Consider the following 26,112-nt stretch of genomic DNA (forward strand, 5'->3'; position numbering starts at 1 on the left):
TTTTTTTTCTGGCACAGTAATTGGATACCTCAAAATAGTAATCATAATACGATTTAAAAATGAAAACGAAACTACTTTTTATAGCCCTCCTGGCAATAGGCTTGAGTTCTGTACCCGTACAAAGCCAAACTACCGTTTATGCAAAAAATTCAGATATAAGCGATAACCTAGATTTAAGAGCTGTTGCTTCTATCTTCGGAGAATCAGCTAATCTACAGGATTTTGAAAGACGTTTAAATGACTCGAAATATCAAATTTCAAATCTTGATTTAAACGATGACAACCAGGTGGATTATTTACGTGTAATCGAATCTGTAGAAAACAGAACTCACGTAGTAATTATTCAGGCGGTTTTAGATCGTGATGTTTTTCAGGACATCGCTACAATCGATGTAGAAAGAGACAATTACAACAGGGTGAATGTACAAATTGTTGGGAACAGCTACTTGTATGGTGCCAACTATATTTACGAGCCTGTTTACAATGTAGCTCCAGTAATTTACACTTCGTTTTGGGTAACCAATTACAGACCGTATTACTCTAGCTGGAGTTGGAATTACTATCCTAGATATTACTATGCCTGGAGACCTTACCCAATTTACAGATACAGAAACAACATCAATCTTTGTATTAATGTGAACAATAGCTACAACTATGTAAATACAAGAAGAAGTTACAGAGCTCCGGTTATCTATGAAACAAGACGCACGTACGGTTACGAAACCAGACGTCCTGATTATAGTTTTGCGCAAAGAAATTCGAATGTTACTAACAGATATGATTTAGATCAAAGACGTGTTACTACCAGAGATTATGGAAGAAATCAAAATACATACACGACAAACAGATCCAATTCGGATAGAGTATCTACTGCAGACAACAGAACCTCAACCAGAAATTATGGAGAGAACCGAACAACATCTGACAGAAATTACACTACAAACAGAACCTCTTCTAACAACAGAGATAATTCAGGCATAAGCACAAATCCTGTAAGAGTTGAAAATACAGGCAGAAGAGATTATGGTCAAAACAATTCGAATGTTTCCAGAGGAAATTCGCAAAACTATGGAACTACAGAAAGGGTTTCGACTCCTTCAAGAAATGAGTCTTCCAGAAGTTATTCAGAAAACAGAGGAAATTCAGAGAGACAGAGTTCACAAAACACACAACGTTCCGAATCTCCAAGAGCAAGTCAGGAATCCAGAAGCAGTGCGCCACAAAGAGAGAGTGGTTCCAGCGGAAGAAGTTACGGTGGTAGACGAATTTAATCCCCAGTTTCCAATCTTATATAAAATGAAAAGCACAATTTAACGATTGTGCTTTTTTTTATCTTTTTAGTTATAATTGAGGTTAGTTTATTATAAAACGCTAAATTTGCAACCGTCTTTTATAAAAATATACATGAGCGCATCGCATAAAAACTTACATAGTAAGTTGTCTATAGGGGGTTTACTGATAACATTAGGAATTATTTATGGAGATATTGGTACTTCTCCATTGTATGTAATGAAAGCCATTCTTGGCGATTACGCCATTAATTCTGATATCGTTCTTGGTGGAATTTCATGCGTTTTCTGGACTTTGACGCTTCAGACTACAATAAAATATGTACTGATCACGTTAAGTGCCGACAATCATGGTGAAGGCGGGATTTTTGCCTTATATGCACTGGTTAAAAAGACTAAAATTCAATGGCTCATTGTCCCCGCAATTATTGGAGGAAGTGCCTTATTAGCTGATGGAATTATAACCCCTCCAATTTCTATTTCTTCGGCTGTAGAGGGAATCCGGGCGTTTTATCCGACTATGCAAACGGAGACTATTGTTTATATTGTTATCGCAATTTTATTCATTCTTTTCACCATACAACAATTTGGAACCAAACTAGTTGGAAAGTTCTTTGCTCCAATGATGCTGATCTGGTTTGCAATGTTGGGAACTCTGGGAACAATTCAAATTCTAAAATTTCCTGAAGTAATTAAAGCGGTAAATCCGTATTATGCTTATCATTTATTATCCATTCATCCTGACGGTTTCTTTGTACTTGGTTTCGTGTTTTTATGTACAACGGGTGCCGAAGCTTTGTACTCTGATATGGGACATTGCGGAAGAAAAAATATCAGAATTAGCTGGGTATTTGTAAAAACCACTTTGGTTTTAAACTATTTCGGACAGGCTGCTTACTTAATCCATCATGAAGGAAGTACACTGCAACAACTGGGTGGAGAAAATGGAAATCCCTTTTATTTGATTATGCCACACTGGTTCCTTCCATTTGGAATTGTGGTAGCTACTTTGGCAGCGGTAATTGCTTCTCAGGCACTTATCAGCGGATCATTTACTTTGATCAACGAGGCTATGCGACTGAACTTTTGGCCAAAAGTTAAAATTAAATACCCTACCGAAGTAAAAGGACAGTTATATATTCCATCGATCAACTGGCTATTGTTTTTTGGTTGTGTTGGAATTGTTTTACACTTTGAGAAATCAGGAAATATGGAGCATGCCTATGGTCTTGCCATTATTCTGTGTATGATCATGACAACCATTTTACTGAATTACTATCTCATCATGAAACGTGTAAAATTGTACCTGATGGTGCCGTTAATCACTATCTATTTACTGATTGAGTTTAGTTTCCTGATTGCTAACATTACTAAATTTGCCGAAGGCGGTTACGTAACTTTAATTATTGCGATTGCCTTAATCTCTATCATGACAATATGGTATCTGGCTAAGAAAATCAACAAAAGCTACACCAAAATCATCAAAATTGATGACTATAAAAAGGTATTGATGGAACTAAGCGAAGACTTATCGATACCAAAATACGCTACTCATCTGGTTTATATGACCAACGCTAATCGCGTTGATGAATTAGAGGAAAAAGTAATCTACTCTATTCTACAAAAGCGTCCAAAAAGAGCTGATATTTACTGGTTTGTACACGTAAACATTTTGACGGAACCTTACAAAACACAATACAAAGTTACCGAAATCGCTAAGGACGACATTTACAGAATCGATTTTAATTTAGGATTCAGAGAGCCTACAAAAATCAATTTAATGTTTAGAGAAGTAATTCGCGATATGGTAAAACGTGGCGAAGTAGACATCACCAGCCGTTACGAGTCTTTGAACAAAAACAATATTATTGGAGACTTTAAATTTGTTTTATCAGAGAAATTCTTATCTAACGACAACGATCTAAGATGGCATGAAAACATTATCATGAGTTCTTATTTCTTCATTAAAAAACTGAGTTTATCTGAAGAAAGAGCTTTTGGTTTAGACAGTAGCTCCGTAAAAATTGAGAAATTCCCGATGGTGCTTCACGCTCCTGAAAATATTGGACTGACACGTATTACGAAATAAATCATTCCAAAACATCATTAAGAAACACTCTTTTAAACTTTATTAGAGTGTTTTTTCTTTTAAAAAGAAGTTAAATCAACAATCAAAATTAAAAATTTAACTTTCAATCAATTAATAGTACCTTTGCAACTCAAATAATTAAAATGAGATTACACAGAAATTTAGTTTATACTACCATCGATTCTTTAAATGCTATTTTCAATGAAGGAGAATATGCAGACAAAGTGGTAGCCAGAGCCTTAAAAAAAGACAAACGTTGGGGAAGTTCCGACAGGAAGTTTGTTGCTGAAACGATATACGAAATTGTTCGCTGGAAGCGACTATATGCAGAAATTGCAGAAGTAAAAGAACCATACGACAGAGATAACTTATGGAGAATGTTTGCGGTTTGGGCAGTTTTGAGAGGATATCCTATTCCGGATTGGAGACAATTGGAAGGAACTCCTGAGAGAAAAATAAAAGGCCGTTTCGATGAGCTTTCTAAAGTTAGAGCTCTAAAAGAATCTATTCCGGACTGGATGGATGAATTAGGAGTAAAAGAATTAGGAGAGAAAGTTTGGGCAAAAGAAATTGCTGCTCAAAATCAGCCGGCTAAAGTTATCTTAAGAACCAATACGCTTAAAGGTACCAAGGAAAACTTGAGAAACACGTTGATGGATTTAAATATTGAAACGGAATATTTAAAAGATCAGCCTGAAGCTTTAGTTTTAAAAGAAAGAGCCAACGTATTCTTAACAGACGCTTTTAAACAAGGACTTTTTGAAGTTCAGGATGCCAACTCACAATTAGTAGCCGGTTTTCTGGATGTAAAACCTGGAATGCGCGTGGTAGATACCTGTGCAGGAGCGGGAGGAAAAACATTGCACATTGCTTCTTTAATGGAAAACAAAGGGCAGTTAATTGCAATGGATTTGTACGAAAGCAAACTGAAACAATTGAAATTAAGAGCCAAAAGAAATGGTGCTTTTAATATCGAATACCGTATTATTGATACTACAAAAGTGATCAAAAAATTACATGAAAAAGCAGACCGTGTTTTAATCGATGCGCCTTGTAGTGGTTTGGGAGTTTTAAAACGAAATCCTGACTCTAAATGGAAACTGCAGCCTGAATTTATTGATAACATTCGAAAAGTACAGGCAGAAGTTCTGGAAAGCTATTCGAAAATTGTGAAACCGGGTGGAAAATTGGTCTATGCCACTTGCTCCGTTTTACCATCGGAAAATCAGGAACAGGTAGAGAAATTCTTAAAGACAGAAATCGGAAAGCAATTTACTTTTATTAAAGACCGCAAAATACTAGCGTCAGAATCTGGATTTGATGGATTCTATATGGCTTTATTGGAACGAAAAGTAACTAATTAATTTTTTCTAAATTCCAAAAAATAAAAATCCAAATTCCAAACTATACTGTTGGAATTTGGATTTTTTTTCTATTGTTTAAGACTGGTCAATTGGACACATATCTGGTGAAATCAAACAAAATGATGGAATATTGCCACATGTTGGCGGTTGTGTTAACTGCTTAGCACATCGCAATTGATAGCCATTTAAATAATAAATAAAATCACCGCCTTTAATTTGCTTTAATTCGCTTTTACTTAATTGCTCAACATTTGTTAGATTTAAGATAAATTTCATAATTATTAGGTTTTAAAGTTAATACCTTATAAATGTAGCCGATTTTTCTTACTTTCAGCAAAGTATTTTTTTACACCAAACTAGGCTTACGCAACAGTTTTCCGTTCTCATTTTCTTTGAATTTTGGAACAAAAACAATTTCCTTTGGCTTTTCGTATTTACCTAATACATCAAAAAAATCAGAAGCAAACTCTTGTTTTTCTCCTTCAATCACCAAAATTAGTTTTTCTCCTAAAGTAGTATCCGGAACTCCGGTTACAAAAAACCTGCTGTTTATCTTCCCTATCAGTTTACTTTCAATTTGCTCCGGAATTAACTTTACTCCTCCACTATTCACTACATTGTCAATTCTTCCTAAAAATACAAACTGATTTTCATTAACCAACTCCACCAGGTCATTTGTAACGATAGGCTCATTAGAAACCGAAGCCAGATGAATTACCAAACAGTCACGATCATCCTTGTCGATTTTCACATTTGGAAGAATCGAGAATGCCTTTTCTCCCACTCTTTTGGCAGCGATGTGTGTAATAGTTTCCGTCATCCCATAGGTCTCGTAAATCTCGGTCTTTAGCGGAAGTAATTGTTCTTCAAGCGCACTATCGATCTTAGCACCACCGATAATGAGTTTCTTTACATTTTTCAATTCTTCAACAGAGTTTTGAACCTGTAAAGGAACCATGGCAACAAAATCATACTTAGTTTTGTTTAAAGCCAAAGGAGCTGTGCTTGGCGAAACGACATCAATATCCAACCCCAAAATCAGGCTTCGAACCAACATCATTTTTCCGGCTATAAATTGCACAGGCAAACAAAGCAGTGCTTTATCTCCGGGCTTCAATCCGAAAAAATCACCTGTTGCCAAAGCGGACTGAATCATAGCCTGTTTTTCGAGTCGTACTAATTTTGGAAGTCCGGTCGTGCCAGAAGTTGTCATTTCAATAAACTCTTTCTTATCGAACCAATCCAGCAAAAACTCACCAATAGCCTTTTCATATACATCTCCTTCTTTGATGTAACTGTAACCTATGCGGCATAAATCTTTCCCATTTAAATGATAACCATTTAACTTAAAGTAATTATGGACATTTTTATGTGTTAATTTTGACATGACTGTGTGTTTTAATTTAAAGATTTTACAACATTTATTTCCCCCGTTAATTTTTCTTTCCAGTTACTCCAATTGTACTTCTTACTAAAAATAAAAAGCAGCACAGGATAAACTACAACCACCGGTAATAGCACATCTACACCGGCCGAAGGCTCTGATATATCAATAAAAAGTGAATGCGTTTGAAAAACCGACCAATCGGACGTTACCAACAAAGCTCCGACTAAATTATTAGCAGCATGAAAACCCAATGCCAGTTCCATTCCCTCATCCATTAAGGTAATCACTCCGAGAAACAAACCGGTTCCGATATAGTACACCATCACGATATACCCCATTTTTACGACTTCAGGATTAAAGACGTGCATCGAACCAAATATAACGGAAGTCATCAGTAAAGGAAACCACCTGTTTCGTGCTAAATTAGCAAATCCCTGCATAAGATACCCTCTAAAGACATATTCTTCGGTAGAGGTTTGTATCGGTATTAACACCGTTCCGATTACCACTAAAATTAAAAAAGGTATCCATTTAAAATTCCACACGAAACTCTCGGGAGAACTAAAATACAATACCACAAAACTCAAAACAGAGAACAAAGACCATAATAAAAAAGAAAAACCAACTCGTCTCCAATCTACTTCTGCCCTTGAAGTAGTGACGGATAAAAGAGTCTGACGGTGCATATATTTCACCACATAATAAATCCCCACAAAAGCAAAAGCAAAGGAAATCATCACCAGAAACAAGGTCAAATTGGGTTCAAACATTTTCATAACCGTCGCATCATTAGAAGGAAACCCCTTGCCGGAAATCCAACTCTTATAAAACACTGCAAGAGAAAAAGGAATCTGACCAATAAAAGATGCTATAATAATTACAACGGACCCTAAAAGATACAACCAGAACTTATTATGAGGTTTAATTCCTTGTTCTAAAAACATATTGATAATAATTTAAAAAATGAGAATTCGATTTAATAACTAAATCTTATTTTTGGCACTGCTAAAATACCTATTTCGGTTTAATTATCTTACAACATTCTAAATATAACAAAATGATACAAATTTATCACAACCCACGTTGCGGAAAATCAAGAAATTGCCTGGCTTTTATTGAAAACACAAAACAGGAATATCAAATTATCCCTTATCTGATCGAAACGCCGAACTTTAATGATTTAAAAAAACTTCTTGAAAAACTAAACCTTAAACCGCTGCAATTGATTAGAATTAAGGAAAAAATCTGGATTGAAAATTACAAAGGAAAAGAACTGACCGATGATCAGATTATTGAAGCTATGGTCGAAAATCCTATTTTGATCGAACGTCCGATTGTTATAAAAGATGACAAAGCAATCATTGGCAGAGATCCGGATTTAGTGGCTTCTTTTTTAGATCAATTATAAAGAACCGTATTAACAAATTTTTGTGATTTTTCTCTTTAAACCAAAAGTTACATTTGCCGTCTAAAGAACAAAAGAAACCAAAAATCACAATGAAGAAAATCAAATTTGCTGTATTGCTTGTATGCCTATTTACAAGTTTGTACAACTATGCACAACAGGCACCTCCTGCCAGAAACAAGGTAAAAGTTACCGGGAAAGTTCTCGAAAAAGTAAGCAAACAACCTCTTGAGTACGCTACTATTTCGATCACGGCCCCAAATGACACCAAAGTTATAGCTGGTGGAATCACCAATCCAAAAGGAGAGTTTGATGTGGCTATTGCCCCGGGTACTTACGATATAAAAGTTGAATTTATTTCGTTTAAACCTACTTTTATTAAAGGAAAAACAATTTCCGGAGACACTGCTTTAGGTGTCGTAAGTTTATCCGAAGACGCTGCGCAATTAAGTGAAGTTGTCGTTCGTGCCGAAAAATCAAGTGTCGAAATAAAACTGGACAAAAAAGTTTACAATGTTGGACAGGATATGATGGTCAAAGGCGGAACAGTAAGTGATGTTTTAGACAATGTTCCTTCTGTTTCTGTTGATTCTGAAGGAAATGTAAGCTTACGAGGCAGTGACAATATCCGAATTTTAATTGACGGACGTCCTTCAAATGCGATCAATGTAGCTGAGGCTTTACGTCAGCTTCCTGCAGATGCTATCGACAAAGTAGAAGTAATTACTAATCCATCAGCACGTTATGATGCAGAGGGAGGATCAGGAATCATCAATATCATTCTTAAAAAAGGAAAAAATCAGGGGTTCAACGGAACTTTTATTGCTTCAACAGGACTTCCTGAAACTTATGGTTTGAGTGCCAACTTAAATTATAAAACCGAAAAACTAAACTATTTTACCACTGCAGGTTACAACTACAGAACCAATGAAGGTATGGGTTTAACCAATACTTCTTATTATAATGCCGATGGATCTCCAAAAGGTTATTTAGATGAAGATCGTGATACCAAAAGAATCCGAAACGGTTTTAATGCCAGAGCGGGTATGGAATGGACAGTTGCTCCTAATACCTTCTGGACAAATGCCATTAATTATCAAAAAAACTCAGGTGAGGATAAAGATTATATTAACTACAATAATTTTGATGCCGCTCACGCTTTTACAGGAACAACTAATCGTTTCAATAATGCCGATACCAAAAGTGAAAACGTAGAATTTACTTCGAACTTAATCAAAAATTTCAACGATAAAGGACACAAACTGACTGCCGATTTATCAGTTTCCAGAAATACAGACGATAGCGACGGGCTTATTACCGCTCTACCTACTTCTAATACCACTCTAAACGATCAGGTACAAAAACAAATACTACTTCAGGCAGATTATGTTCTTCCACTAGGAAAAGGAAGTCAGTTTGAGGCGGGATACAAAGGAAGTTTTGGAGATTTAAACAACGAGTACAACGTTACAAATCTTATCAATGGAAACTATGTTATAGATCCAAAAAAATCAAATACTTTAGAATACAAAGAGAACATCAATGCACTTTATGCACAGTACGGACTGAAAGTCAATAAATTCTCTTATTTATTTGGCTTACGTTGGGAAGACACGAATATTCAAGTAAACTTATTAGACAATAGTATTTTTAACACCAAAAAATACAACAACTTGTTTCCAAGTGCTTTTGTTAGTTATGAAATTTCAGATCAGAGTAACTTCACTGCCAGTTATAGTAAACGTTTATCCAGACCGAGAGGACGTTTCATGAATCCGGCTCTTAATTACGCCAGTAACATTAACATTTTCCAGGGAAATCCGGACTTAGATCCATCATTAACCGATAAATTTGATGTAGGATATATCAAAAGATGGGAAAAAGTGACCTTTAGTTCTTCTGCTTATTTCGAAAATACAAAAGATGTTTTCAGCTTTGTCAGAACTCCAAATGGAGATAAAGTAGACGGGATTCCTGTTATTTTAAGCCGTCCTATCAACTTAGGAAAAGAGCAAAAATATGGTTTCGAATTTACCTTCAATTACAGCCCGTATAAATGGTGGAAAATAAACAGTAACTTCAACCTTTACAATGTAAAAACAACCGGAGAGAACACGTATACAGACACAAACAATCAAGTGATTGTACAAAATCTGAACAATCAGGCCAACACCTGGTTTGCCAGAATTAGTTCAAAAGTTACATTGCCATATAAAATTGACTGGCAGTTAAGCGGTACCTACAATGGCGCACAAAAAACAGCACAGGGTAAGATTCTAGACCAATTTGGAATGAATACCGCTTTCAGTAAAGATGTATTGAAAGACAAGGCCACAATTGCGTTTAATATCAGTGACATTTTTAACTCAAGAATCATGAGATCGTATACTTACCTTCAAAATGATACCACTCTTGAAAGTCAAACATCTTACGGCGAAATGCAATTCCGTAAACGTCAATTCAATCTATCGTTTACGTACCGTTTCAACAAACCAAAAAGTGACAGAGAAAAACCGGGCGCACCTAAAAATGACGGTGACGGCGGTGGAGAATTCCCTGGATAATCTTACTTAAATTCCAAACTAAAAAATCCAAATTCCAATTAAGTTTTACAAAATTGGAATTTGGATTTTTTTATTGGAATTTTTTATTTTTTAGCATAAAAAAAGGACTCGCAAAACGAGTCCTTTTTATTGAAATCAACTAAAATTAAGCTGATTGTTCTTGCTTTTTCTTTGCTCTTTTCTCTTTGAACATTTCCCAGCTAGCACCCGTAACCCAATAAGATACGAAACCTACTAAGAAAAACATCAACCAAAACCCTATAGTTAGTATGGTCAAGAAAAGTAAAAAACCTAAGTACTGTGAAAATTCAAACATGTTTTCCGGAATTTTTGAATGTAAGGACAAATGTAAGCCTTATATTTTTCGTTACCAATAAAATCCAAATCAATTTTCTGGAAATAACATTTATGCTTATATTTATACTCATTTTAAATAAGCTTTTTTTCTTATGGATAACCGCCATTTTACTGAACAATCTCATGCACAAGAACATGAGAATCTTCAGAAGCTAATTCCTGCTGTCCGCTATATCTTTTGTCCCGAACCCCGGCACAAAAGGATGCCGCTGCCATCAGGGCTAGTTCATTCCTTTTCATAAGAAATTTCAGTTTTCAGCAAACATTTTACATTTTACAGATAACATTTTACACTTTACAAATAACTTTTTACATACAACATAATGAAATACAGAATAGAAAAAGACACGATGGGTGAAGTTCAGGTTCCGGCAGATAAGTACTGGGGAGCACAAACGGAACGTTCCAGAAACAACTTCAAAATTGGTGCAGCGGGATCTATGCCACAGGAAATCATTGAAGGCTTTGCTTATCTTAAAAAAGCAGCTGCTTATGCCAATTACGATCTGGGCGTTTTACCAATCGAAAAAAGAGATGCCATAGCAGCCGTTTGTGACGAAATTCTTGAAGGAAAACTAGACGATCAATTTCCTCTTGTCATCTGGCAGACTGGTTCGGGAACACAAAGCAATATGAATGTGAATGAAGTAATTGCCAATCGCGCACAAGTTTTACAAGGGTTTGGTATTGGAGAAGGCGAACAATTTATAAAAGCAAACGACGATGTCAATAAATCACAGTCTTCTAACGATACTTTTCCAACCGGAATGCATATTGCTGCTTACAAGATGATTGTTGAAACCACCATTCCGGGAGTTGAAAAACTACACGCTACTTTGGTAAAAAAAGCAACCGAATTTAAGGATGTGGTAAAAATCGGTCGTACACATCTTATGGATGCCACCCCTCTAACTCTTGGACAGGAAATTTCAGGTTACGCCGCTCAATTGTCTTTTGGATTAAAAGCCCTGAAAAACACCTTAGCGCATTTATCTGAAATCGCTTTAGGCGGTACAGCAGTTGGTACCGGATTGAACACTCCAAAAGGATATGATGTAAAAGTAGCTGAATATATTGCAACATTTACGAATCATCCCTTTGTTACTGCCGAAAACAAATTTGAAGCTTTGGCTGCACACGATGCAATTGTGGAGACTCACGGGGCTTTAAAACAATTGGCAGTTGCTCTGAACAAAATTGCAAACGATGTGAGAATGTTAGCATCAGGACCACGTTCAGGTATTGGTGAAATTCATATTCCGGAAAACGAACCAGGATCGTCTATCATGCCTGGAAAAGTAAATCCAACCCAATGTGAAGCTTTAACCATGGTTTGCGCCCAAGTAATTGGAAATGATATGGCAATCGCTGTTGGCGGAATGCAAGGACACTATGAACTAAATGTTTTCAAACCGGTTATGGCAGCCAACTTTCTGCAATCGGCAAGATTATTAGGAGATGCCTGTGTTTCGTTTGATGAACATTGTGCACAGGGAATCGAACCCAACTACAAACGTATTAAAGAACTGGTAGACAATTCACTGATGCTGGTTACAGCTTTAAACACCAAAATAGGCTACTACAAAGCTGCCGAAATTGCTCAGACCGCTCACAAAAACGGAACTACACTTAAAGAAGAAGCCGTTCGTTTAGGATACGTTAGCCCGGAAGATTTTGATGCCTGGGTGAAACCGGAGGAGATGGTCTAGATTTTAGATTTTAGATTTTAGATTTTAGATTTTAGATTTTAGATTTTAGATTTTAGATTTTCCCCATAAAAAAATCCATTCGCACAGCGAATGGATTTTTTTTAGAGAACTGAATACTGTGACTGTATACTAATTCCTCTTTCTATTTTCCGTCTACATAATCCTGCAGGTAGCTAAATCGCTCTGTTAGTTTTCCTTTCTCAGTTATTTTAGCACGTTTTAAGATTCCGTCCTTATCACCATTGAAGAAAGCCGGAATTACATGTTCCATAAATTGCTCTCCGAAACCTTCACTTGCATCTTTCGGAATTTCGCACGGTAAATTATCAACCGCCATCACTGCTACTGCCGCAGGATGAAAAAGATCCACTTCTATATCTTCTAAAGGAAAATAACCGTACAAAGGATCGGCAATTGTCGAAGATCTTAACGTGCAGGCAATTGGTCCGTTAACATCACAAGAAATGTCGGCAACAACTTTTAACTTGCAGTCGTTCGCATTCAGCATTTCACGTGTTAAAATCATCGGTGCTCCCGTCGCATAAAAATGACCTGCGAAATAAATATCCGTTACTTTTGTAAATTTCTCAAAATCAGAAACATATTCTTCAGGATGCGCTACAAAATCCTTAAAATCAACTACCTGACCATCAATACGCTTATTGTATTCTAAAACATCTAACTGTACATAAATAGCCTGTGCATAATTTTTAGTCAGATAATTATCAACTGTAACCTCTTTTACTTTTATAGCATCCAAAATCTCTTTGGCACCACTCCCTACTTTACCCGTTCCGGTAATCACAAATTTCAAAGCGGGCATGGTAATGCGCTTCAAATGTTTAATTAAAGCCTCTTTTCCGTCCAGTGTTTCCGCTTTCGGCAGCTTAAACAACTCAAACTTAATCCCAAAAGCACGAATTCCGTTGTAAACGCCAACCATACCTGCGTATCTTCCAAAACCAATTAAACGGCGGTTGTGAGCATCTACTATAGTTTCATGATCGTATAAATCTATATTTTTTTCCAAAATAGCCTGTAACAGTTTTCGGTTATAAGGCTGTTTCTTAATAGTATGCGAAAAGAAGAAGTAAGCCTTATTCGGAATCAAATTCTCAACCGGAACTTCTTTTACTCCAAATAATACATCACAATTAGAAAGATCTTCCGTAACTGTGATTCCCATACTCTTATATTGTATATCCGAAAAAATCCTGATATCAGAGCTCTCTACCTCCACTACTGCTTCGTGATACAGCTGTTTCAATTTTGTAAGTTCATTAGGAGCAAAAACAACTCTGCGATCCGGCGGGTTTTTTCTTTCTTTTATGATTCCAAATTTCATTTAAACGGGTTTAAAATAATTATTAATATAACTTTTTACATCTTATTTGTTTCAAATATAACAAATTTAGTTAAAATTTTGTTGAAAAAATACAATTTAGAATGTTTAAAAACCGTTAAAAGCTGACAAACAACCAAATAAATAAACAAAATCTTAATTTTTTGTTAAATCATGCTTTTGAAGCCTCTCAAAACAGCCAAACATAAATATTGAATTCTATATATTTGTTTTTAAAGAACGATGAAAATGAGCCTCCTTAAAAAAACAAATATACCACAAATACTTTTCCTGTTATTAGTTTTAAGTTCATGTGGTAATGATAAAAAAACAACCGCCGATACCACCACTACAACAGAAGATACTTTACCGAAAATGAAACCGTTAGGTCCTGAAAAAAGAATTTCGCAGGCCTATATCAATTCAGTTGCAGGAAGAATAAATCACTTTTACAATAAAAACTGGCCCAACAATACGATGAACGGAAGTTTTTTGGTCGCCCGAAACGGTCAAATTATTTTTGAACGCTATAATGGTTTTGCCAATAAAAACGAAGGCACTAAAATAACCGCAGAAACTCCTGTTCAGATTGCTTCTGTAAGCAAGGTTCTGACTGCTACTGCTGTTTTAAAACTGGTTAATGCCGGTAAGATCGATTTAGATCAAAAGGTAAATACGATTCTAAAAACCTTTCCATACGAAGACTGTACAATCAGAATGCTTTTGGACCACCGCACCGGAATGCGTAATTATGCCTATTTTACAGACAGAGACAAATCCGTTTGGGACAGGCACAATCAGCTTACCAATAAAGATATCCTGGACATTTTAGCCACCAAGAACATTGGTTTGGAATCCAGAACCGGAACGCGATTTAGTTATTGCAATACCAACTATGCGATGCTGGCTCTAATTATTGAAAAAATTACGGGCTTAACTTATAAAGAAGCCATGCACCAAATGATTTTCAAACCTTTGGGAATGAAACACACCTACGTTTTTGATGATGATAAGGACAAAAAGAAAATTGTTCCTTCTTATAAAGGTAATGGTGTAGAAATTGGTTTTGATTATTTGGACAATGTTTACGGGGACAAAAATATTTTTTCAACAGTGCGAGACCTTTTAAAATTTGATCGTGCCAGAAATTCACCTGATTTTTTAAAACCTGCCTTACTGAAACAAGTTTATACCGGATACAGTAATGAGCGTAAAGGAACCAAAAATTACGGATTAGGAATCAGAATGATCAATTGGGAAACCGGACAGAATTTTTATTTCCACAATGGCTGGTGGCATGGCAATACTTCTTCTTATATCACTTTAATGAAAGAACATGTTACCATAATTGCCTTGTCGAACAAAATGACCCGAAATACCTATGCGGTTCGCAAACTGGCACCAGTTTTTGGCGATTACCCGTTTAACTTCAAGGACGAAGAGTAATACAGTAGTCGTAAAGTCGAAAGTTAAAAGTCGAAAGTCGTAAAGACCTAAAGACCTAAAGACCTAAAGCAGTTACAATATTGGCTTTGATCTTTTTAAATACCATCAATTGTGCGAAAACAAAAAGTAAGTATTTGACTTTAAAAACTTTACAACTTTTGACTTTCGACTTTCGACTAAATTGAATAATACAATAGTCCAAAGTCAAAGATCATAAAGTCTAAAATCCTAAGACAGCTGCAATATTGGCTTTGATCTTTTTAAATACCATCAATTGTGCGAAAACAAAAAGTAAGCGTTTGACTTTAAAAACTTTACAACTTTCGACTTTCGACTAAATTGAATAATACAATAGTCCAAAGTAAAAGATCATAAAGTCTAAAATCCTAAGACAGTTGCAATATTGGCTTTGATCTTTTTTAAATACCATCAATTGTGCGAAAACAAAAAGTAAGCATTTGACTTTAAAAACTTTACAACTTTCGACTTTCGACTAATACGGAATAATAAAATTTTCTGAAAAATTTATTACAAAGCTAACTGCAAATAGTATAAATTTGCAAACTCATTTTTGGGGTCGACTGGTTTTGACAGCAAGTCGAATTGAAAAGTAAGCACGTCGAGCATTGAGACCTTGCTCGTAAATATAAGATCTTACAATTTTACACGGCGAAAATAACTACGCTTTAGCTGCATAATCCGAATTATAGTAAGATTGCGCCACGTTCCTACAAGGTAGGAAAGCTGGATTCTCCTTGAAAGCCTTGGTTTGTGGCGGTCAGTACAGGGGAACCGTAAAAATAAACCTAGATTTCCATGAGCTTCGGGTGGATATCGAAATTAAGAAGATAAGTGTTGAGTGGTTGTTCCTGACCTAGCTTAACATCGAAAATCCAATCAGGAAATAAACGTGTAGAAAGCTCTTTAGTTGCTTGTTTGGACCCGGGTTCGATTCCCGGCGACTCCACAAAAAAATCGCAATAATCTAAACTTAGATCATTGCGATTTTTTGTTTATAAGAACTTTTCGAAGAGCGGGTTTAATAAATTCTAATCGGTATTTTTCTTCTTCCTCCTCAAAAACAATTCTAAAATAACTATTCCTTCTTCTTCAGTCTTAAAAGTTTTTAATCCAAATTACATGACCTGAATGCTTTCTTTTAATGAAAAATTTAATTAATCTGCCAATCCAATTATATTATCTACATCAATTCCTTTAATTACATCTCGGTAAAGCTTACTTCTATCCCCTTTTAAAATTAGTTTTTTATACATTACTCCAGGATTTGGATCAGTAAAGTATTTTACAAAAAGCTCCCTCTCTCTATTGTTATTGATTGTCCTGTGGTAATTTTGATAATGCCTTATCATCGTTTTAACGCTACCTACTCTATTTTTATACCTATTTAATAAATTAAAGTCCATAATGTTTTCAAAATCATTAGTCGTTTTCTTGTTTATTAAAATTTCATAATTATCAATACCTAAAAGGACCGTAGAAGAAAACTGAAACATATAACAATCATCGAAAGATGTTTGATAAGGATGAATATGAGTCGTAGTACTAAACGTTTTATCTAATTTTTCTTTTGAATTACAGATACTACAGCTCGGTATTAAATTATAAAATGACAGGGCAAAAAACGGATTCTGTGACTTTGGGTAAAAATGATCAAGATCGAAATAAGCAATGTTTTGCGGTACTGTTCCTTTTGCTGCGTTTTTCTTCACAATTTCAACGGTTCTGTCATTACAATATGGACAAGAACTCAGTAGAAACCCCATATCTAAATACATTTTAACACAATATTCTGAGCTTCTAAATTTTTTATAATCAAACAATTTATCTGATAAAAGAGCGCCAAATGGAGTCTGTGAAATCTTTTTACCCTTTCTGATAAATATATCAGATTCAAAAAGAACACCTAATATTTCTGTTCGCAAAAGATTAAAATCAGAAGGCGGGCAAAAAATTAATTGCTTTAAAAACTTATATTTATATTTTTTCAAAAGCATGAAAAACTTTTTATGTCTCTGCGCTGTTGTTTTTGAACCATTAGCAAAATCTCTTACATAATTTGCTGAATCGCAATTAGCATATAGGTTCTTGCACTTATACACTAATGCCCCTCTTGCATAATCATTCTTTTTTTTTGTTCTTGGATTTAAATAATTCCAGTAATTTTCTGCTAATGATGATAAATACAAATCCGAGTCTGGTTTATCAATATGATCCTGTAACTTAATCATTTCTGTTTAATAAAGAGTTAATTCTATATTTTATAATATCATCACCAAGAATATTAGTCAATTTGACAAGTTCTTTTTTTTCTTCAATGGTATATTTATCCAATTCAACTTTTTCTATAAGATATTTGATTTTATCATATGCAAAATCGCTCGTACGGCGATTCCCTAAAAAGAATGGTTCAGAATATAAATCATACAAATTCCCTCCAAATGTATTTATAGCTAAATTTATACCGTCAAAAGAACTACTTTCACTTTTTTCGTTATTTAATATCGTAATATTTTGTTTAGGAAGATCTGAAAGCAAAAATGGTGAATGTGAAGTCAGAATTAGCTGAATACTTCCGCTATATATCGTCGGAAGCACAGACAACAGTTTATCAAAAAATTCAATCTGCCATCTTGGGTGAAGATAAAGATCACCTTCATCAATACAAAGTAGTAAATTCGGAGTTCTGGTCAATCTTAATTCATTATGAATTGATGAAAAAAGATTCAAATATGCTTTGTGTCCTGAACTTATACCCAACCAATTAATATCCAAAAAACTACAATCTTCAAAAAGTGAAATAAATTGATTAACAAAAGAGTTGGTAAAATCAGACTTATAATTAAATATGAAATTTTCAGTATTTCTTCCTCGTATTCCCTCTGCAGAATAACTCAGTTCTAATTCAGAGATTTGATATTTCAATTCCCTAATAAAGTAAATTTGCTTTCGAATAAGATCCAATCTATTATATAGTTCTTTAGAAGAGTGCTCCGTTGGTACAAAATTTTCACCATATCCATATCTTTCAACCTGTTTCTCGATAAAGTTCAATAATATATCACTGACTTCATCGGTACTAAAACCATATAATTTGTCATCTGAAAAAATTGAGCCTAGTTCTTTGGAAAATTCACCATCACTGTCGAATCGTATAATTGTTTCTCTTGAAAGCTTGGGGTAAATTTCTAAAAAGAATCCATACTTTAGTAAGATTACGAATTTCGAAGATTCTTTTAAATCCCTAGTTCTATCCTTAAAAAATCTTCTAAGACCTGAAAAATTAGTTTTTCGATTCCATTTATCTGATATGGATGCTAATTTATTACTCCAAACTTTATTTGTAATCTGGACATTAGTAGGTATTTCTATATTCAAGGTTCTAAATATCTTCGAATTGATAAACTTGACTTGTTTACCAAAATCATAAGTTTTAGCAATACCAAATGATCTTGACCTATTATTAACCGATATGTCAACAATTTCTTTATCAAAATTGTTCCTTCTATCATCATAAACATTTGAAAAAAATACCACTTTTAGCGGATTAATGGCACCTTCGTATTTTTCAAATTTCATTTTGAAGCCTACTTCAGGAATTTCATTATTATAAAGATTATAATAACAAGTATATCCCCCATCAACTTTTAATATAATAATAAATTCCGTTTTTAAGGATGTTTTGCTCCCTTTAAGACATTTACATATAAGTTCAAGAGCATTACTTTTTCCAGTACCATTTTTCCCAATTATTCCCGTTACATCGGTAATATCTTTCCCAAAAAAATTTTTAGGTAATGCCTCCACCCTTTCATGTAAAATAACATTATCTTCTGCCTGATACTTAAACTTAATATCATTCGCTAAATTAAGACCTAGGTTATTAAAATTCCTAAACTCTTTTACCCACACAAAACAAATTTTCATACATAAATAATTTTGAATGAAATTTAATGAATTTAATCCTACCAATACAGGTATAATTACCTGTTTTCTCGAATGCACTAAACTTAAAATGCTTTTTTAGTTTTTTCTGATTCAAATTCTTAAAAAATCAATATTAAAAGCCCGTTGTATTGAATGTTCTAGCTTTTTAACATAGATTGATATTGCATCTTATAACGCTAGTAATCTTCAGGTGCACTTAGATATTTGAGTTAAAGATTGTTTATTCAATTGATCATCCCGTTTCTCTAAATTGCATTGGCAAAAAAAATCTATACTATCAAATATAAATTCTCCCTCAGTTCTTTCTAACTCTTTATTTGTCATTAATTGGGAAATGAAATACATAGAAAAGTGTCCAACTGTCGAACACTCTGATATATTTTTTATACAAATATTTCACTTAAAAAAAATCAGATTTTTAAAGAATGGCATCAAAAAAGAAAAACATTAATAAACTCCAACAAATTACTAAGTCAGCTAAAAAACTTTTAAAACACAAGGTTTCATGGCTTTTTTCCAAGCTTATCTATAAACATTAAAATAGGAATTAGGTGTTCGATTGTAATCCCATCAAGTCCACAAAAAAATCGCAATAATCTAAACTTAGATCATTGCGATTTTTTATTTATAAGAACTTTTCGAAGAGCGGGAGTAGTTTTTCATGAGAACACTTTGGAGAACTGGACAAATCTTTTTTGCAATCCATGTAATAAATTTTTCTTGAAAAAGTTTACGTCTTTAATCTTATCATTTGTATAATATGTTATAAACCTTCCTTTTTTATCACCATGATTATATTCACCTTCAAATATTAATTGTTTGGTTTCATTATCAAACACTCGCCAATATCCCTGCTTATGACCCTTTTTGTCATATGTTTGTGCATTTGAGAAATGGAAGAAAAAACAAAACAACAGTAGTAAGTACAGTCTACTCATCGTATAATATCTAAAAAATCTAAGATATTGCCTAAATTAAAAAAAGAGCTTTTCTTTGATTTTTCAAACAAATGTTCTCCTATTAACATTTTTATCTCATTTTTACTGGTACCTAGATCCAAATGATAGATCTCTTTTTGTCTGGATTGAATTTTTATCAATCCGTTTTCAAGTTCCGTAAATGATAAAAGCTCTTTTTGAGCTTGAAAAACCAATCTGTTTTCATAATTAAATAGTCTAATCATGTTTTCATCAATTTCTAATTCTGTAATTTTATTTTTATTTTTTAAATAAATCTTATACGCTTTATAAAAGAAAAATAGTGAAAAAATAAAACTTAAAATCTTATACCCCTTAAAGGAGGCAAGAATTGCTAAAAATAGAAGAACAACTGCTACAAAATATTGCAATGAAGAAATATTAGTTGAAACTTTATAACGATTTATCATAGTTTATTTGGGTTTAATCATTTTTTTTTACCTCTTCGAAGGTATTAGAATTTTCTTTATTATCAATAATGTTTTCAAAGGGAACATCAATTTCTTGAGCTTGACATATCATATCACCTTTAACATTTGAAGCTCCGCTCTCCGAAATCTTCTTCTTTACGCTGCGCAAATGTCTCTGACTTTGCGCCATTTTAAACAAGTATAATTTAAAAACAGAAACTTCATAAAGTCTCTGACTTTAAAAATAACTTTCTTAGAATATTTTCCTGAATGCAAAAAAATCCACGACAATAAATAAGAACTAAACGTAAAAGGTGGGGAGACTTTTATCCCGTTTATAATTTCTAAGGAACAAAAAAGTGCAAAGTCAGAGACATTTGCACAGCTTTTTAGGAGAACACATGAAAGAATAAGAATATCTTATTTTAACAACATCCTTTCGGTAATGGTTTTATTGGAGAGCGCCTCAATTCCGGTCACCTCGGCATACTTTACATTGGGTAACCAGAAAGAACCTCCTTCAATGCGCACAAATATTTTTTCTACCTGTATTTTTTTCTGATTTACATTTGCAAAAACATGGTATTTTTGATCCGCCTCTATCTTTTTCAAGGTTAAGGCCAATTTTTTATACGATACAAATTTAAACTCAAACTCTTCATTTTCGAGAGTTTTAGTTTCTATTCCGTAGGCAAATTTGCGTTGTAAATAATTGAAATCTTTTTTTTCTCCTTTCTCAGCATATCGAATCCAATACGCTTTTATAGGATTGCTTTTGTTTATTTTTCCATTTTCCTGGTAGTTTATGGTATAAATAGCGGTGTTTATATTGGGATCTCGCTGAATATAGAATAGCATATTATCTATATTCTTAGGCGTTGGGAAATTTAATGGCGATGGATTTTTGGATTGTGCCGATAGATTTCCTGAAATTATAGGTACTAAGATCGCTATAACGATCAGTGATTTTGTAAAATCTTTAAAGGATAATCTGTTCATAAACTAAATTTTATATAACCTATTGGTTTCTTTTATTTTAACACACTTCGACTCCGCTCAGTACAGGCTAGAAACATAGAATTAGGACGCTTAAAAAAGGCGTTTCACTTGTTTAAAAGAAACATAGATGATTATGTGTGAAACAAGTTTCTTTTTGTCTTCTTCTATTACATATATCCCGGTGCATCGGGACTATGCGTTGAATATTTTTCACGCAGATTTTGCAGATTTTGCAGATTTTCAAATCTCTCCATTCTGTTAATCTGTGGCTATTTTTTCAACACATAGAAAAAACACGAATTACAACAAACTGGCTATTTCTCTATTAATTTGATTCGACTACGTTCTGTTTTTTGTTTGCTCTAAAAACCCAATACTTAATCAGTGGGTAATTAAATCCATAAGAGACAAAACTATCTGTGATTAATCTTCCAATTCTATAATCGATCTGAAATACTTTCTGAAAAATAAGGGTACCAAATGATTTTAAGGAAATGCTTCCTAATACCACTAAGGCAAATTTAAAAAGCTGGCTGTTGATGTGGCTGCTATAACCCGATTGATTTTTAAACACCCAGATTCTATTGATGCTGAAATTAATAACTGCACCAACGGTCCCGGAAATTAGAATAGAAAAGGCAAAATGCAATTGAAATACTTCTGTTAATAAAATCATCAGACCATAATCGGTAATACCGCCTAAAAATGCCGCGACTTGTGCTTGCAGAAAAGTAAAAACAGCTTTTTTACTGAACATATCGGTCCTGGTTTTTATCTCTTAAATCACCCAGTTTTAAAAGCCTTACACTATCTATCGTATTAATTACAAACAATACAATAGTTATCAAGCCCGCCAAATAGGTGATTGATCCATGAAATAAAATTTCTATAATTAAAATTAAAGCAATAATAAATCGAAGCTCAGTTGGACCAACAAAACCGGAATCGATACTGTATTCATTTGTAATTTTGTAACGTAACTGACTGATGATGATAGACCAGCCATACAATGCCACAAAAGCAAAGGCTACTATTTGTGTACCATTTTTAGCATAGATGTAGTAGCCAAAACCTACAAGTACAATACCAATCCAATCGGCAATAATATCGAGTGCAAAACCGTACCAACGGCGTGGAATATTTCTATAATAAGCCAATCTTCCGTCTAAAGAATCGCCTAACCAATTTATAATCAATCCAATAATAGCCAAAAGTAAATACCAATCGGTGACGTAAGCCCCTAAAACAAAGGCTAAAAAAATCAATCCCGAACCAAGTGTACCAATTAAAGTGAGTACGTTTGGCGAAATGAATTCAGGTACCTTTGGAAGTAAAAACACAATCGTTAACTGTTCTGCTCTTTTTAAAATATTAGTCCGCTTACGGTCTGAAAATGCTCTTTGTACAATTGCACTATACTCTTCAGTCTGTGTTTCTTTTCCCATTAATAACGCAATATTTGTAAGCCTGAGAGTATCGCTAATTCCAGTTTAACCATTTTTAACTTTATTTTCCTTGGCGTATTTTTTAAAAAATCGGCAGTTCTTTTTAGCTTACCTGATCTAACCAGATAACTAAATGCGAGGACAAATAGCATATTACTTAACAATTCCCGCAAAACGTTGATAAAAAACCGTTGGGCTATTCTCGTTTTTAGGAGCGTATTTTCCTGCTATTATTGGAACATAAATAACTCTCCTTCTACTCTCTTCGCCACGGATAGAGGATTCTGCCACTCTGTGCCACAAACGGCCATCGTGAATGGTTAAATCTCCTGCCTCCGGAATGATGGAAACTTCCTCTGAATCGGCATTATGATCTAAAAAGTATTTTTTACGAAAAAGCATTTGGTAAATACTTTGCTTGTGAGTGCCCGGAATGATTTTAAGACCTCCATTTTCGGGTTTCAAAGTACTTAAGTGAATCCCCACATTTAACATCGGGTTTAATTTTGCACCATAAAAAATATCTCTCAAACCATCTGTATGCCAGCCCATTTTAGTAAACTTACTTTCCGGCCCATTGATATAATGATTGAAAACCATTCCGTCTTTTTCTTCAGTGCCTAATCTTGCACCCTCGCCTGCCAATTGCAATAAACTATCAAATCTTGGATCCAATAAAAGACCTCTTAAGGTTTGGTGATGCTGATTGATAAAAGCAAAACGCTGCACAATAGGAGAACCATCTAAATCTTTTCCGTATTTAATTGGAACGCCATTTACCTTTTTAAGGTCATTGTCAATCCATTTTTGCTGTACTTGTTTTGAGGCATCAATGATTGATGAAACCGTTTCCGGATTTATAAATTTTTTGAAATGGATAAAGCCATATTCGTTGAAAAAGTCAATTTGCTCATCTGTTAATTGCTCAGTAAGGGTAAAAGTTTTATAAGAAGATACCATAATAAATATATTTAATAAATGAAATAATAGTGTTTGTAATTTTATCTAAAAGATTAGCGACAGCAACAACAGCGACACATTCGCATGTTGTTTACTTGCATTCGTTCTTTCGGAAAACTAAACATATTTCTTTTATTAGACATATTCTATAGAATTAGTAGATATTAAAACGAAGGTAATAATAATTTATCTTTTGCAAAGCATATTTTCTTACTTTTTTTTGAAAAAAAATTAAATTTTATAAATTCCGGCGGCCGTTTTTTCGATAAATCCCTTTGGCAGTATACGATTAGCGTACACCGAAATGATATTTGTAAAACCCGGAATAACTTCTGATTTTTTGCTGAACATGGCTTTTACGGCAATTTTTGCAACTTCATCCGGTTGCATATTAAACTTTTCAGCCATTTTGTTAAAAGGATTCAAACCGGCTCTTGCAGCAAAACCGGTATCAACCGGACCCGGACTAAAACAAGTTACTGAAATTGAAGTTTTGGCAAGTTCGAAACGCAAGGCACGGGTAAACGATAAAACAAAAGCCTTTGTAGCGGAATAAACCGCCAGCGTAGGTACGGCCTGGTAGGCAGCAGTACTCGATATGTTTAAAATGTAGGCTTGTTTTTCCTGTGAAAGTATGGGTACTAATAGATGTGATAGTTCTACAATTACATTCATGTTAAGCTGCATCATGCCAAGCTGATCGGTCAGTGAAGACTCACTAAAATTGCCCCACACGCCATAACCGGCATTGTTAACTAAAACACCAACCGGATAATTATTCATTTTTATCCAATTAGTAACTGTTAGCGATGCACCAGTCAATGAAAGATCAATTGCCAAAATTGGAGCGTTGATACCGTATTTCGCCTGAAGATCCTCAGATAGTGCTTTTAATTCCTCTCCTCCTCTTGCCACTAGCAATAGCGGATAACCTTGTTTAGCCAATTCATAAACAATCGATTTTCCAATACCTTTGCTGGCACCGGTTACTAAGGCATACGGTTTAATTTTTTCGCTCATTTTATTCATTTAATCCTCAAATATAAAAATTAATTACTCCCAACGGATTAATTCTTACCTATTAACTCATAAGATAAAGAATACCATCCCGCTTTCTCTAAAACTATTTTTTTGATATTCTGCCAACCGTCAAGAAAACAACTTGCGTTTAAAAAATGAGGTACAGATTGTTCAATTGCAACTCCAACCGCTTCACAAAAAAAAAGGAAGATATTAAATACCTTCCTTTTTTATAGGTCATTTTTTTCAATAACCTAAAGATGCTTTCTAACATAGTTGATAATATCCTTAATTATCTCCTCTACGGCATTTGCTTCAGGGCTAAATTTGCTTCCATCAAAATATCTGGCATCAGTACCATTTCCGGTAGGAGAGCAATGATGTACATCAATAGAGTTTCTCCAAAATTCAGCATGATTTTTCCACTCCTCCTTATTGACCAAAGCGGGTTCTGTGAACCAAAGGTTCCATGACAAGGTATTTCCCGGCTGAAGCATATTTCCTGAACCAATGTTAAAAGCTTTCATAATTAATTGATTAAAATCATCAACTACTTTATCTTTTGTCAGCTTAATATCTCCAATTTCAACGGCAAGATAGGCCGTAGCAAATGCTTTACCCTCATGTAATGCAAACGGAGGATTTTCAAATTCAGGATTTAATCCGTGTATCACTTCAAAGATGGGCTGATCAGGATCATTCTGCTTGTGTGTAGTGACTCTTATGGCATTATCTTTATTCAATGGAAATTTTGGAAAACTATATTCCAATAGCGGCCAAATCTCTTTTATCTTATCGCCTTGTTGTTCATTTGGTGTCAGCCAAATTTTACCTTCAACGGTCATGTCTATGGCAACCTCTTTTGTTACTTCGTTCACCCAACCTCTTTGTCCGGTCACCGTAACCTCAACATTGATACAAATTTCATCTTTAAGCCAGACTCCCTGTTGAGGGCAGATAACTGAATATACCCGACCTTCATCAGTATAACCCGCTCTGGAAATGTAAGGCGCAAATTGTTGGTAACATCTTCTCTTGTTAGGACTGTCTTTTTGGGTTTCCCAACTAAACTCAGGCCATCTTACACCAAGTTGACGTTGTAAAAAACTAATGTTATCCATATTACTTAACATCGGTAATGAGGAAAGATCCCGGGTTGGATACAACATAGGTGAACCTGCTGGTGGAAATCCACCAACCCATCCTATTGGAATGGGTGAATTTTCATTGTTTTGCATGATTTGTCGATTATTAGGGTTTAAGTAATAAATCTAGTACAAAATATAGTCTTACAGCTACGTAGAATTACCTGTTTTATTTTTAAATTATCCAAAAAAGTCAGGAAGGATACAAGGGATTCAATACTCCCATCCGACATAAAAA

The 26,112-nt window shown here is 34.3% G+C and carries 22 protein-coding genes and 1 other RNA gene; 8 read left to right on the forward strand and 15 right to left on the reverse strand.

Annotation, left to right across the window (positions count from 1 at the left end; all coding sequences use genetic code 11):
- The first annotated feature begins 59 nt into the window (after window positions 1–59).
- The 3 genes from LNQ34_RS01265 (at window position 60) to LNQ34_RS01275 (ending at window position 4,742) form a co-directional block, all read left to right on the forward strand.
- Complete coding sequence (locus tag LNQ34_RS01265) at window positions 60–1,271, forward strand: dermokine domain-containing protein (protein ID WP_229998402.1); 1,212 nt, start codon at window positions 60–62, stop codon at window positions 1,269–1,271.
- A 133-nt stretch (window positions 1,272–1,404) separates the two neighbouring features.
- Window positions 1,405–3,378 carry a KUP/HAK/KT family potassium transporter gene (locus LNQ34_RS01270; protein WP_017496128.1) on the forward strand — a complete coding sequence of 658 codons (1,974 nt, stop codon included), beginning with the start codon at window positions 1,405–1,407 and terminating at the stop codon, window positions 3,376–3,378.
- 143 nt (window positions 3,379–3,521) lie between these two features.
- Entirely contained in the window at window positions 3,522–4,742 is a 1,221-nt protein-coding gene (locus LNQ34_RS01275; RefSeq protein WP_202702387.1) for an RsmB/NOP family class I SAM-dependent RNA methyltransferase, read from the forward strand.
- Window positions 4,743–4,817: 75 nt separating this feature from the next.
- Here the strand turns inward: LNQ34_RS01275 and LNQ34_RS01280 are convergent, their stop codons facing one another.
- From LNQ34_RS01280 to LNQ34_RS01290, 3 genes are all read right to left on the reverse strand, one after another.
- A complete protein-coding gene (locus tag LNQ34_RS01280; protein WP_202702388.1) occupies window positions 4,818–5,018 on the reverse strand; it encodes a bacteriocin in 201 nt (66 codons plus the stop codon).
- 70 nt (window positions 5,019–5,088) lie between these two features.
- Window positions 5,089–6,129: an AMP-binding protein gene (locus tag LNQ34_RS01285; RefSeq protein WP_229998403.1), complete on the reverse strand. Its 1,041-nt coding sequence runs from the start codon at window positions 6,127–6,129 to the stop codon at window positions 5,089–5,091.
- Window positions 6,130–6,140: 11 nt separating this feature from the next.
- Window positions 6,141–7,073: a CPBP family intramembrane glutamic endopeptidase gene (locus LNQ34_RS01290; RefSeq protein ID WP_202702390.1), complete on the reverse strand. Its 933-nt coding sequence runs from the start codon at window positions 7,071–7,073 to the stop codon at window positions 6,141–6,143.
- A gap of 113 nt (window positions 7,074–7,186) precedes the next feature.
- Here LNQ34_RS01290 and arsC point away from each other — a divergent pair, with 113 nt between their 5' ends.
- Entirely contained in the window at window positions 7,187–7,537 is a 351-nt protein-coding gene (gene arsC, locus LNQ34_RS01295) for an arsenate reductase (glutaredoxin) (protein WP_229998404.1), read from the forward strand.
- A gap of 89 nt (window positions 7,538–7,626) precedes the next feature.
- On the forward strand, window positions 7,627–10,098 hold the full coding sequence (locus LNQ34_RS01300) for a TonB-dependent receptor (RefSeq protein ID WP_202702392.1): 2,472 nt from the start codon (window positions 7,627–7,629) through the stop codon (window positions 10,096–10,098).
- Window positions 10,099–10,563: 465 nt separating this feature from the next.
- Here LNQ34_RS01300 and LNQ34_RS23400 read toward each other — a convergent pair whose 3' ends face one another.
- Entirely contained in the window at window positions 10,564–10,695 is a 132-nt protein-coding gene (locus LNQ34_RS23400) for a hypothetical protein (RefSeq protein WP_255664083.1), read from the reverse strand.
- Window positions 10,696–10,778: 83 nt separating this feature from the next.
- Here LNQ34_RS23400 and fumC point away from each other — a divergent pair, with 83 nt between their 5' ends.
- Complete coding sequence (gene fumC, locus LNQ34_RS01305) at window positions 10,779–12,164, forward strand: class II fumarate hydratase (RefSeq protein WP_229998405.1); 1,386 nt, start codon at window positions 10,779–10,781, stop codon at window positions 12,162–12,164.
- 142 nt (window positions 12,165–12,306) lie between these two features.
- On the opposite strand, the gene LNQ34_RS01310 is transcribed toward fumC, so the two are convergent.
- Entirely contained in the window at window positions 12,307–13,509 is a 1,203-nt protein-coding gene (locus LNQ34_RS01310; protein WP_229998406.1) for an NAD(P)-dependent oxidoreductase, read from the reverse strand.
- 240 nt (window positions 13,510–13,749) lie between these two features.
- Here LNQ34_RS01310 and LNQ34_RS01315 point away from each other — a divergent pair, with 240 nt between their 5' ends.
- Window positions 13,750–14,952 (forward strand): serine hydrolase domain-containing protein, encoded by a 1,203-nt coding sequence (locus LNQ34_RS01315; protein ID WP_229998407.1) that lies wholly within the window; start codon window positions 13,750–13,752, stop codon window positions 14,950–14,952.
- A 573-nt stretch (window positions 14,953–15,525) separates the two neighbouring features.
- Window positions 15,526–15,922: a transfer-messenger RNA gene (gene ssrA / locus LNQ34_RS01320) on the forward strand.
- 205 nt (window positions 15,923–16,127) lie between these two features.
- Here the strand turns inward: ssrA and LNQ34_RS01325 are convergent.
- The 10 genes from LNQ34_RS01325 to LNQ34_RS01370 form a co-directional block, all read right to left on the reverse strand.
- Window positions 16,128–17,201 carry a hypothetical protein gene (locus tag LNQ34_RS01325; RefSeq protein ID WP_229998408.1) on the reverse strand — a complete coding sequence of 358 codons (1,074 nt, stop codon included), beginning with the start codon at window positions 17,199–17,201 and terminating at the stop codon, window positions 16,128–16,130.
- Window positions 17,194–18,897 carry an AAA family ATPase gene (locus LNQ34_RS01330; protein ID WP_229998409.1) on the reverse strand — a complete coding sequence of 568 codons (1,704 nt, stop codon included), beginning with the start codon at window positions 18,895–18,897 and terminating at the stop codon, window positions 17,194–17,196. The genes LNQ34_RS01325 and LNQ34_RS01330 overlap by 8 nt, the downstream gene beginning before the upstream one ends.
- A 955-nt stretch (window positions 18,898–19,852) precedes the next feature.
- Complete coding sequence (locus LNQ34_RS01335) at window positions 19,853–20,305, reverse strand: hypothetical protein (protein ID WP_229998410.1); 453 nt, start codon at window positions 20,303–20,305, stop codon at window positions 19,853–19,855.
- Window positions 20,306–20,318: 13 nt separating this feature from the next.
- A complete protein-coding gene (locus LNQ34_RS01340; RefSeq protein ID WP_229998411.1) occupies window positions 20,319–20,495 on the reverse strand; it encodes a hypothetical protein in 177 nt (58 codons plus the stop codon).
- A 230-nt stretch (window positions 20,496–20,725) separates the two neighbouring features.
- Window positions 20,726–21,304 (reverse strand): DUF4833 domain-containing protein, encoded by a 579-nt coding sequence (locus tag LNQ34_RS01345; protein ID WP_229998412.1) that lies wholly within the window; start codon window positions 21,302–21,304, stop codon window positions 20,726–20,728.
- A 325-nt stretch (window positions 21,305–21,629) separates the two neighbouring features.
- Entirely contained in the window at window positions 21,630–22,061 is a 432-nt protein-coding gene (locus LNQ34_RS01350; RefSeq protein ID WP_229998413.1) for a GtrA family protein, read from the reverse strand.
- On the reverse strand, window positions 22,051–22,749 hold the full coding sequence (locus LNQ34_RS01355; protein ID WP_229998414.1) for a CDP-alcohol phosphatidyltransferase family protein: 699 nt from the start codon (window positions 22,747–22,749) through the stop codon (window positions 22,051–22,053). The genes LNQ34_RS01350 and LNQ34_RS01355 overlap by 11 nt, the downstream gene beginning before the upstream one ends.
- 153 nt (window positions 22,750–22,902) lie before the next feature.
- Complete coding sequence (locus tag LNQ34_RS01360; protein ID WP_229998415.1) at window positions 22,903–23,709, reverse strand: phytanoyl-CoA dioxygenase family protein; 807 nt, start codon at window positions 23,707–23,709, stop codon at window positions 22,903–22,905.
- Window positions 23,710–23,940: 231 nt separating this feature from the next.
- Window positions 23,941–24,729, reverse strand: coding sequence for an SDR family NAD(P)-dependent oxidoreductase (locus tag LNQ34_RS01365; RefSeq protein ID WP_229998416.1), 789 nt, complete (start codon window positions 24,727–24,729; stop codon window positions 23,941–23,943).
- A gap of 254 nt (window positions 24,730–24,983) precedes the next feature.
- Window positions 24,984–25,967, reverse strand: a complete 984-nt coding sequence (locus LNQ34_RS01370; protein WP_202703614.1) for a hypothetical protein — start codon at window positions 25,965–25,967, stop codon at window positions 24,984–24,986.
- Window positions 25,968–26,112 lie beyond the last annotated feature (145 nt).

Source organism: Flavobacterium lipolyticum (assembly GCF_020905335.1).
In the GTDB taxonomy this organism is placed as follows: Bacteria; Bacteroidota; Bacteroidia; order Flavobacteriales; family Flavobacteriaceae; genus Flavobacterium; species Flavobacterium lipolyticum.

What these genes read in the sequence shown, in the direction of transcription:
- arsC (WP_229998404.1), top strand. Translation starts at nt 7,187, where the DNA reads ATGATACAAATTTATCACAACCCACGTTGCGGAAAATCAAGAAATTGC.
- LNQ34_RS01365 (WP_229998416.1), bottom strand. Translation starts at nt 24,729, where the DNA reads ATGAGCGAAAAAATTAAACCGTATGCCTTAGTAACCGGTGCCAGCAAA.
- LNQ34_RS01290 (WP_202702390.1), bottom strand. Translation starts at nt 7,073, where the DNA reads ATGTTTTTAGAACAAGGAATTAAACCTCATAATAAGTTCTGGTTGTAT.
- LNQ34_RS01315 (WP_229998407.1), top strand. Translation starts at nt 13,750, where the DNA reads ATGAAAATGAGCCTCCTTAAAAAAACAAATATACCACAAATACTTTTC.
- LNQ34_RS01350 (WP_229998413.1), bottom strand. Translation starts at nt 22,061, where the DNA reads ATGTTCAGTAAAAAAGCTGTTTTTACTTTTCTGCAAGCACAAGTCGCG.
- LNQ34_RS01335 (WP_229998410.1), bottom strand. Translation starts at nt 20,305, where the DNA reads ATGATAAATCGTTATAAAGTTTCAACTAATATTTCTTCATTGCAATAT.
- LNQ34_RS01265 (WP_229998402.1), top strand. Translation starts at nt 60, where the DNA reads ATGAAAACGAAACTACTTTTTATAGCCCTCCTGGCAATAGGCTTGAGT.
- LNQ34_RS01280 (WP_202702388.1), bottom strand. Translation starts at nt 5,018, where the DNA reads ATGAAATTTATCTTAAATCTAACAAATGTTGAGCAATTAAGTAAAAGC.
- LNQ34_RS01330 (WP_229998409.1), bottom strand. Translation starts at nt 18,897, where the DNA reads ATGAAAATTTGTTTTGTGTGGGTAAAAGAGTTTAGGAATTTTAATAAC.
- LNQ34_RS01360 (WP_229998415.1), bottom strand. Translation starts at nt 23,709, where the DNA reads ATGGTATCTTCTTATAAAACTTTTACCCTTACTGAGCAATTAACAGAT.
- LNQ34_RS01325 (WP_229998408.1), bottom strand. Translation starts at nt 17,201, where the DNA reads ATGATTAAGTTACAGGATCATATTGATAAACCAGACTCGGATTTGTAT.
- LNQ34_RS23400 (WP_255664083.1), bottom strand. Translation starts at nt 10,695, where the DNA reads ATGAAAAGGAATGAACTAGCCCTGATGGCAGCGGCATCCTTTTGTGCC.
- LNQ34_RS01345 (WP_229998412.1), bottom strand. Translation starts at nt 21,304, where the DNA reads ATGAACAGATTATCCTTTAAAGATTTTACAAAATCACTGATCGTTATA.
- LNQ34_RS01270 (WP_017496128.1), top strand. Translation starts at nt 1,405, where the DNA reads ATGAGCGCATCGCATAAAAACTTACATAGTAAGTTGTCTATAGGGGGT.
- LNQ34_RS01285 (WP_229998403.1), bottom strand. Translation starts at nt 6,129, where the DNA reads ATGTCAAAATTAACACATAAAAATGTCCATAATTACTTTAAGTTAAAT.
- LNQ34_RS01370 (WP_202703614.1), bottom strand. Translation starts at nt 25,967, where the DNA reads ATGCAAAACAATGAAAATTCACCCATTCCAATAGGATGGGTTGGTGGA.
- LNQ34_RS01355 (WP_229998414.1), bottom strand. Translation starts at nt 22,749, where the DNA reads ATGGGAAAAGAAACACAGACTGAAGAGTATAGTGCAATTGTACAAAGA.
- LNQ34_RS01310 (WP_229998406.1), bottom strand. Translation starts at nt 13,509, where the DNA reads ATGAAATTTGGAATCATAAAAGAAAGAAAAAACCCGCCGGATCGCAGA.
- LNQ34_RS01340 (WP_229998411.1), bottom strand. Translation starts at nt 20,495, where the DNA reads ATGGCGCAAAGTCAGAGACATTTGCGCAGCGTAAAGAAGAAGATTTCG.
- LNQ34_RS01275 (WP_202702387.1), top strand. Translation starts at nt 3,522, where the DNA reads ATGAGATTACACAGAAATTTAGTTTATACTACCATCGATTCTTTAAAT.
- LNQ34_RS01300 (WP_202702392.1), top strand. Translation starts at nt 7,627, where the DNA reads ATGAAGAAAATCAAATTTGCTGTATTGCTTGTATGCCTATTTACAAGT.
- fumC (WP_229998405.1), top strand. Translation starts at nt 10,779, where the DNA reads ATGAAATACAGAATAGAAAAAGACACGATGGGTGAAGTTCAGGTTCCG.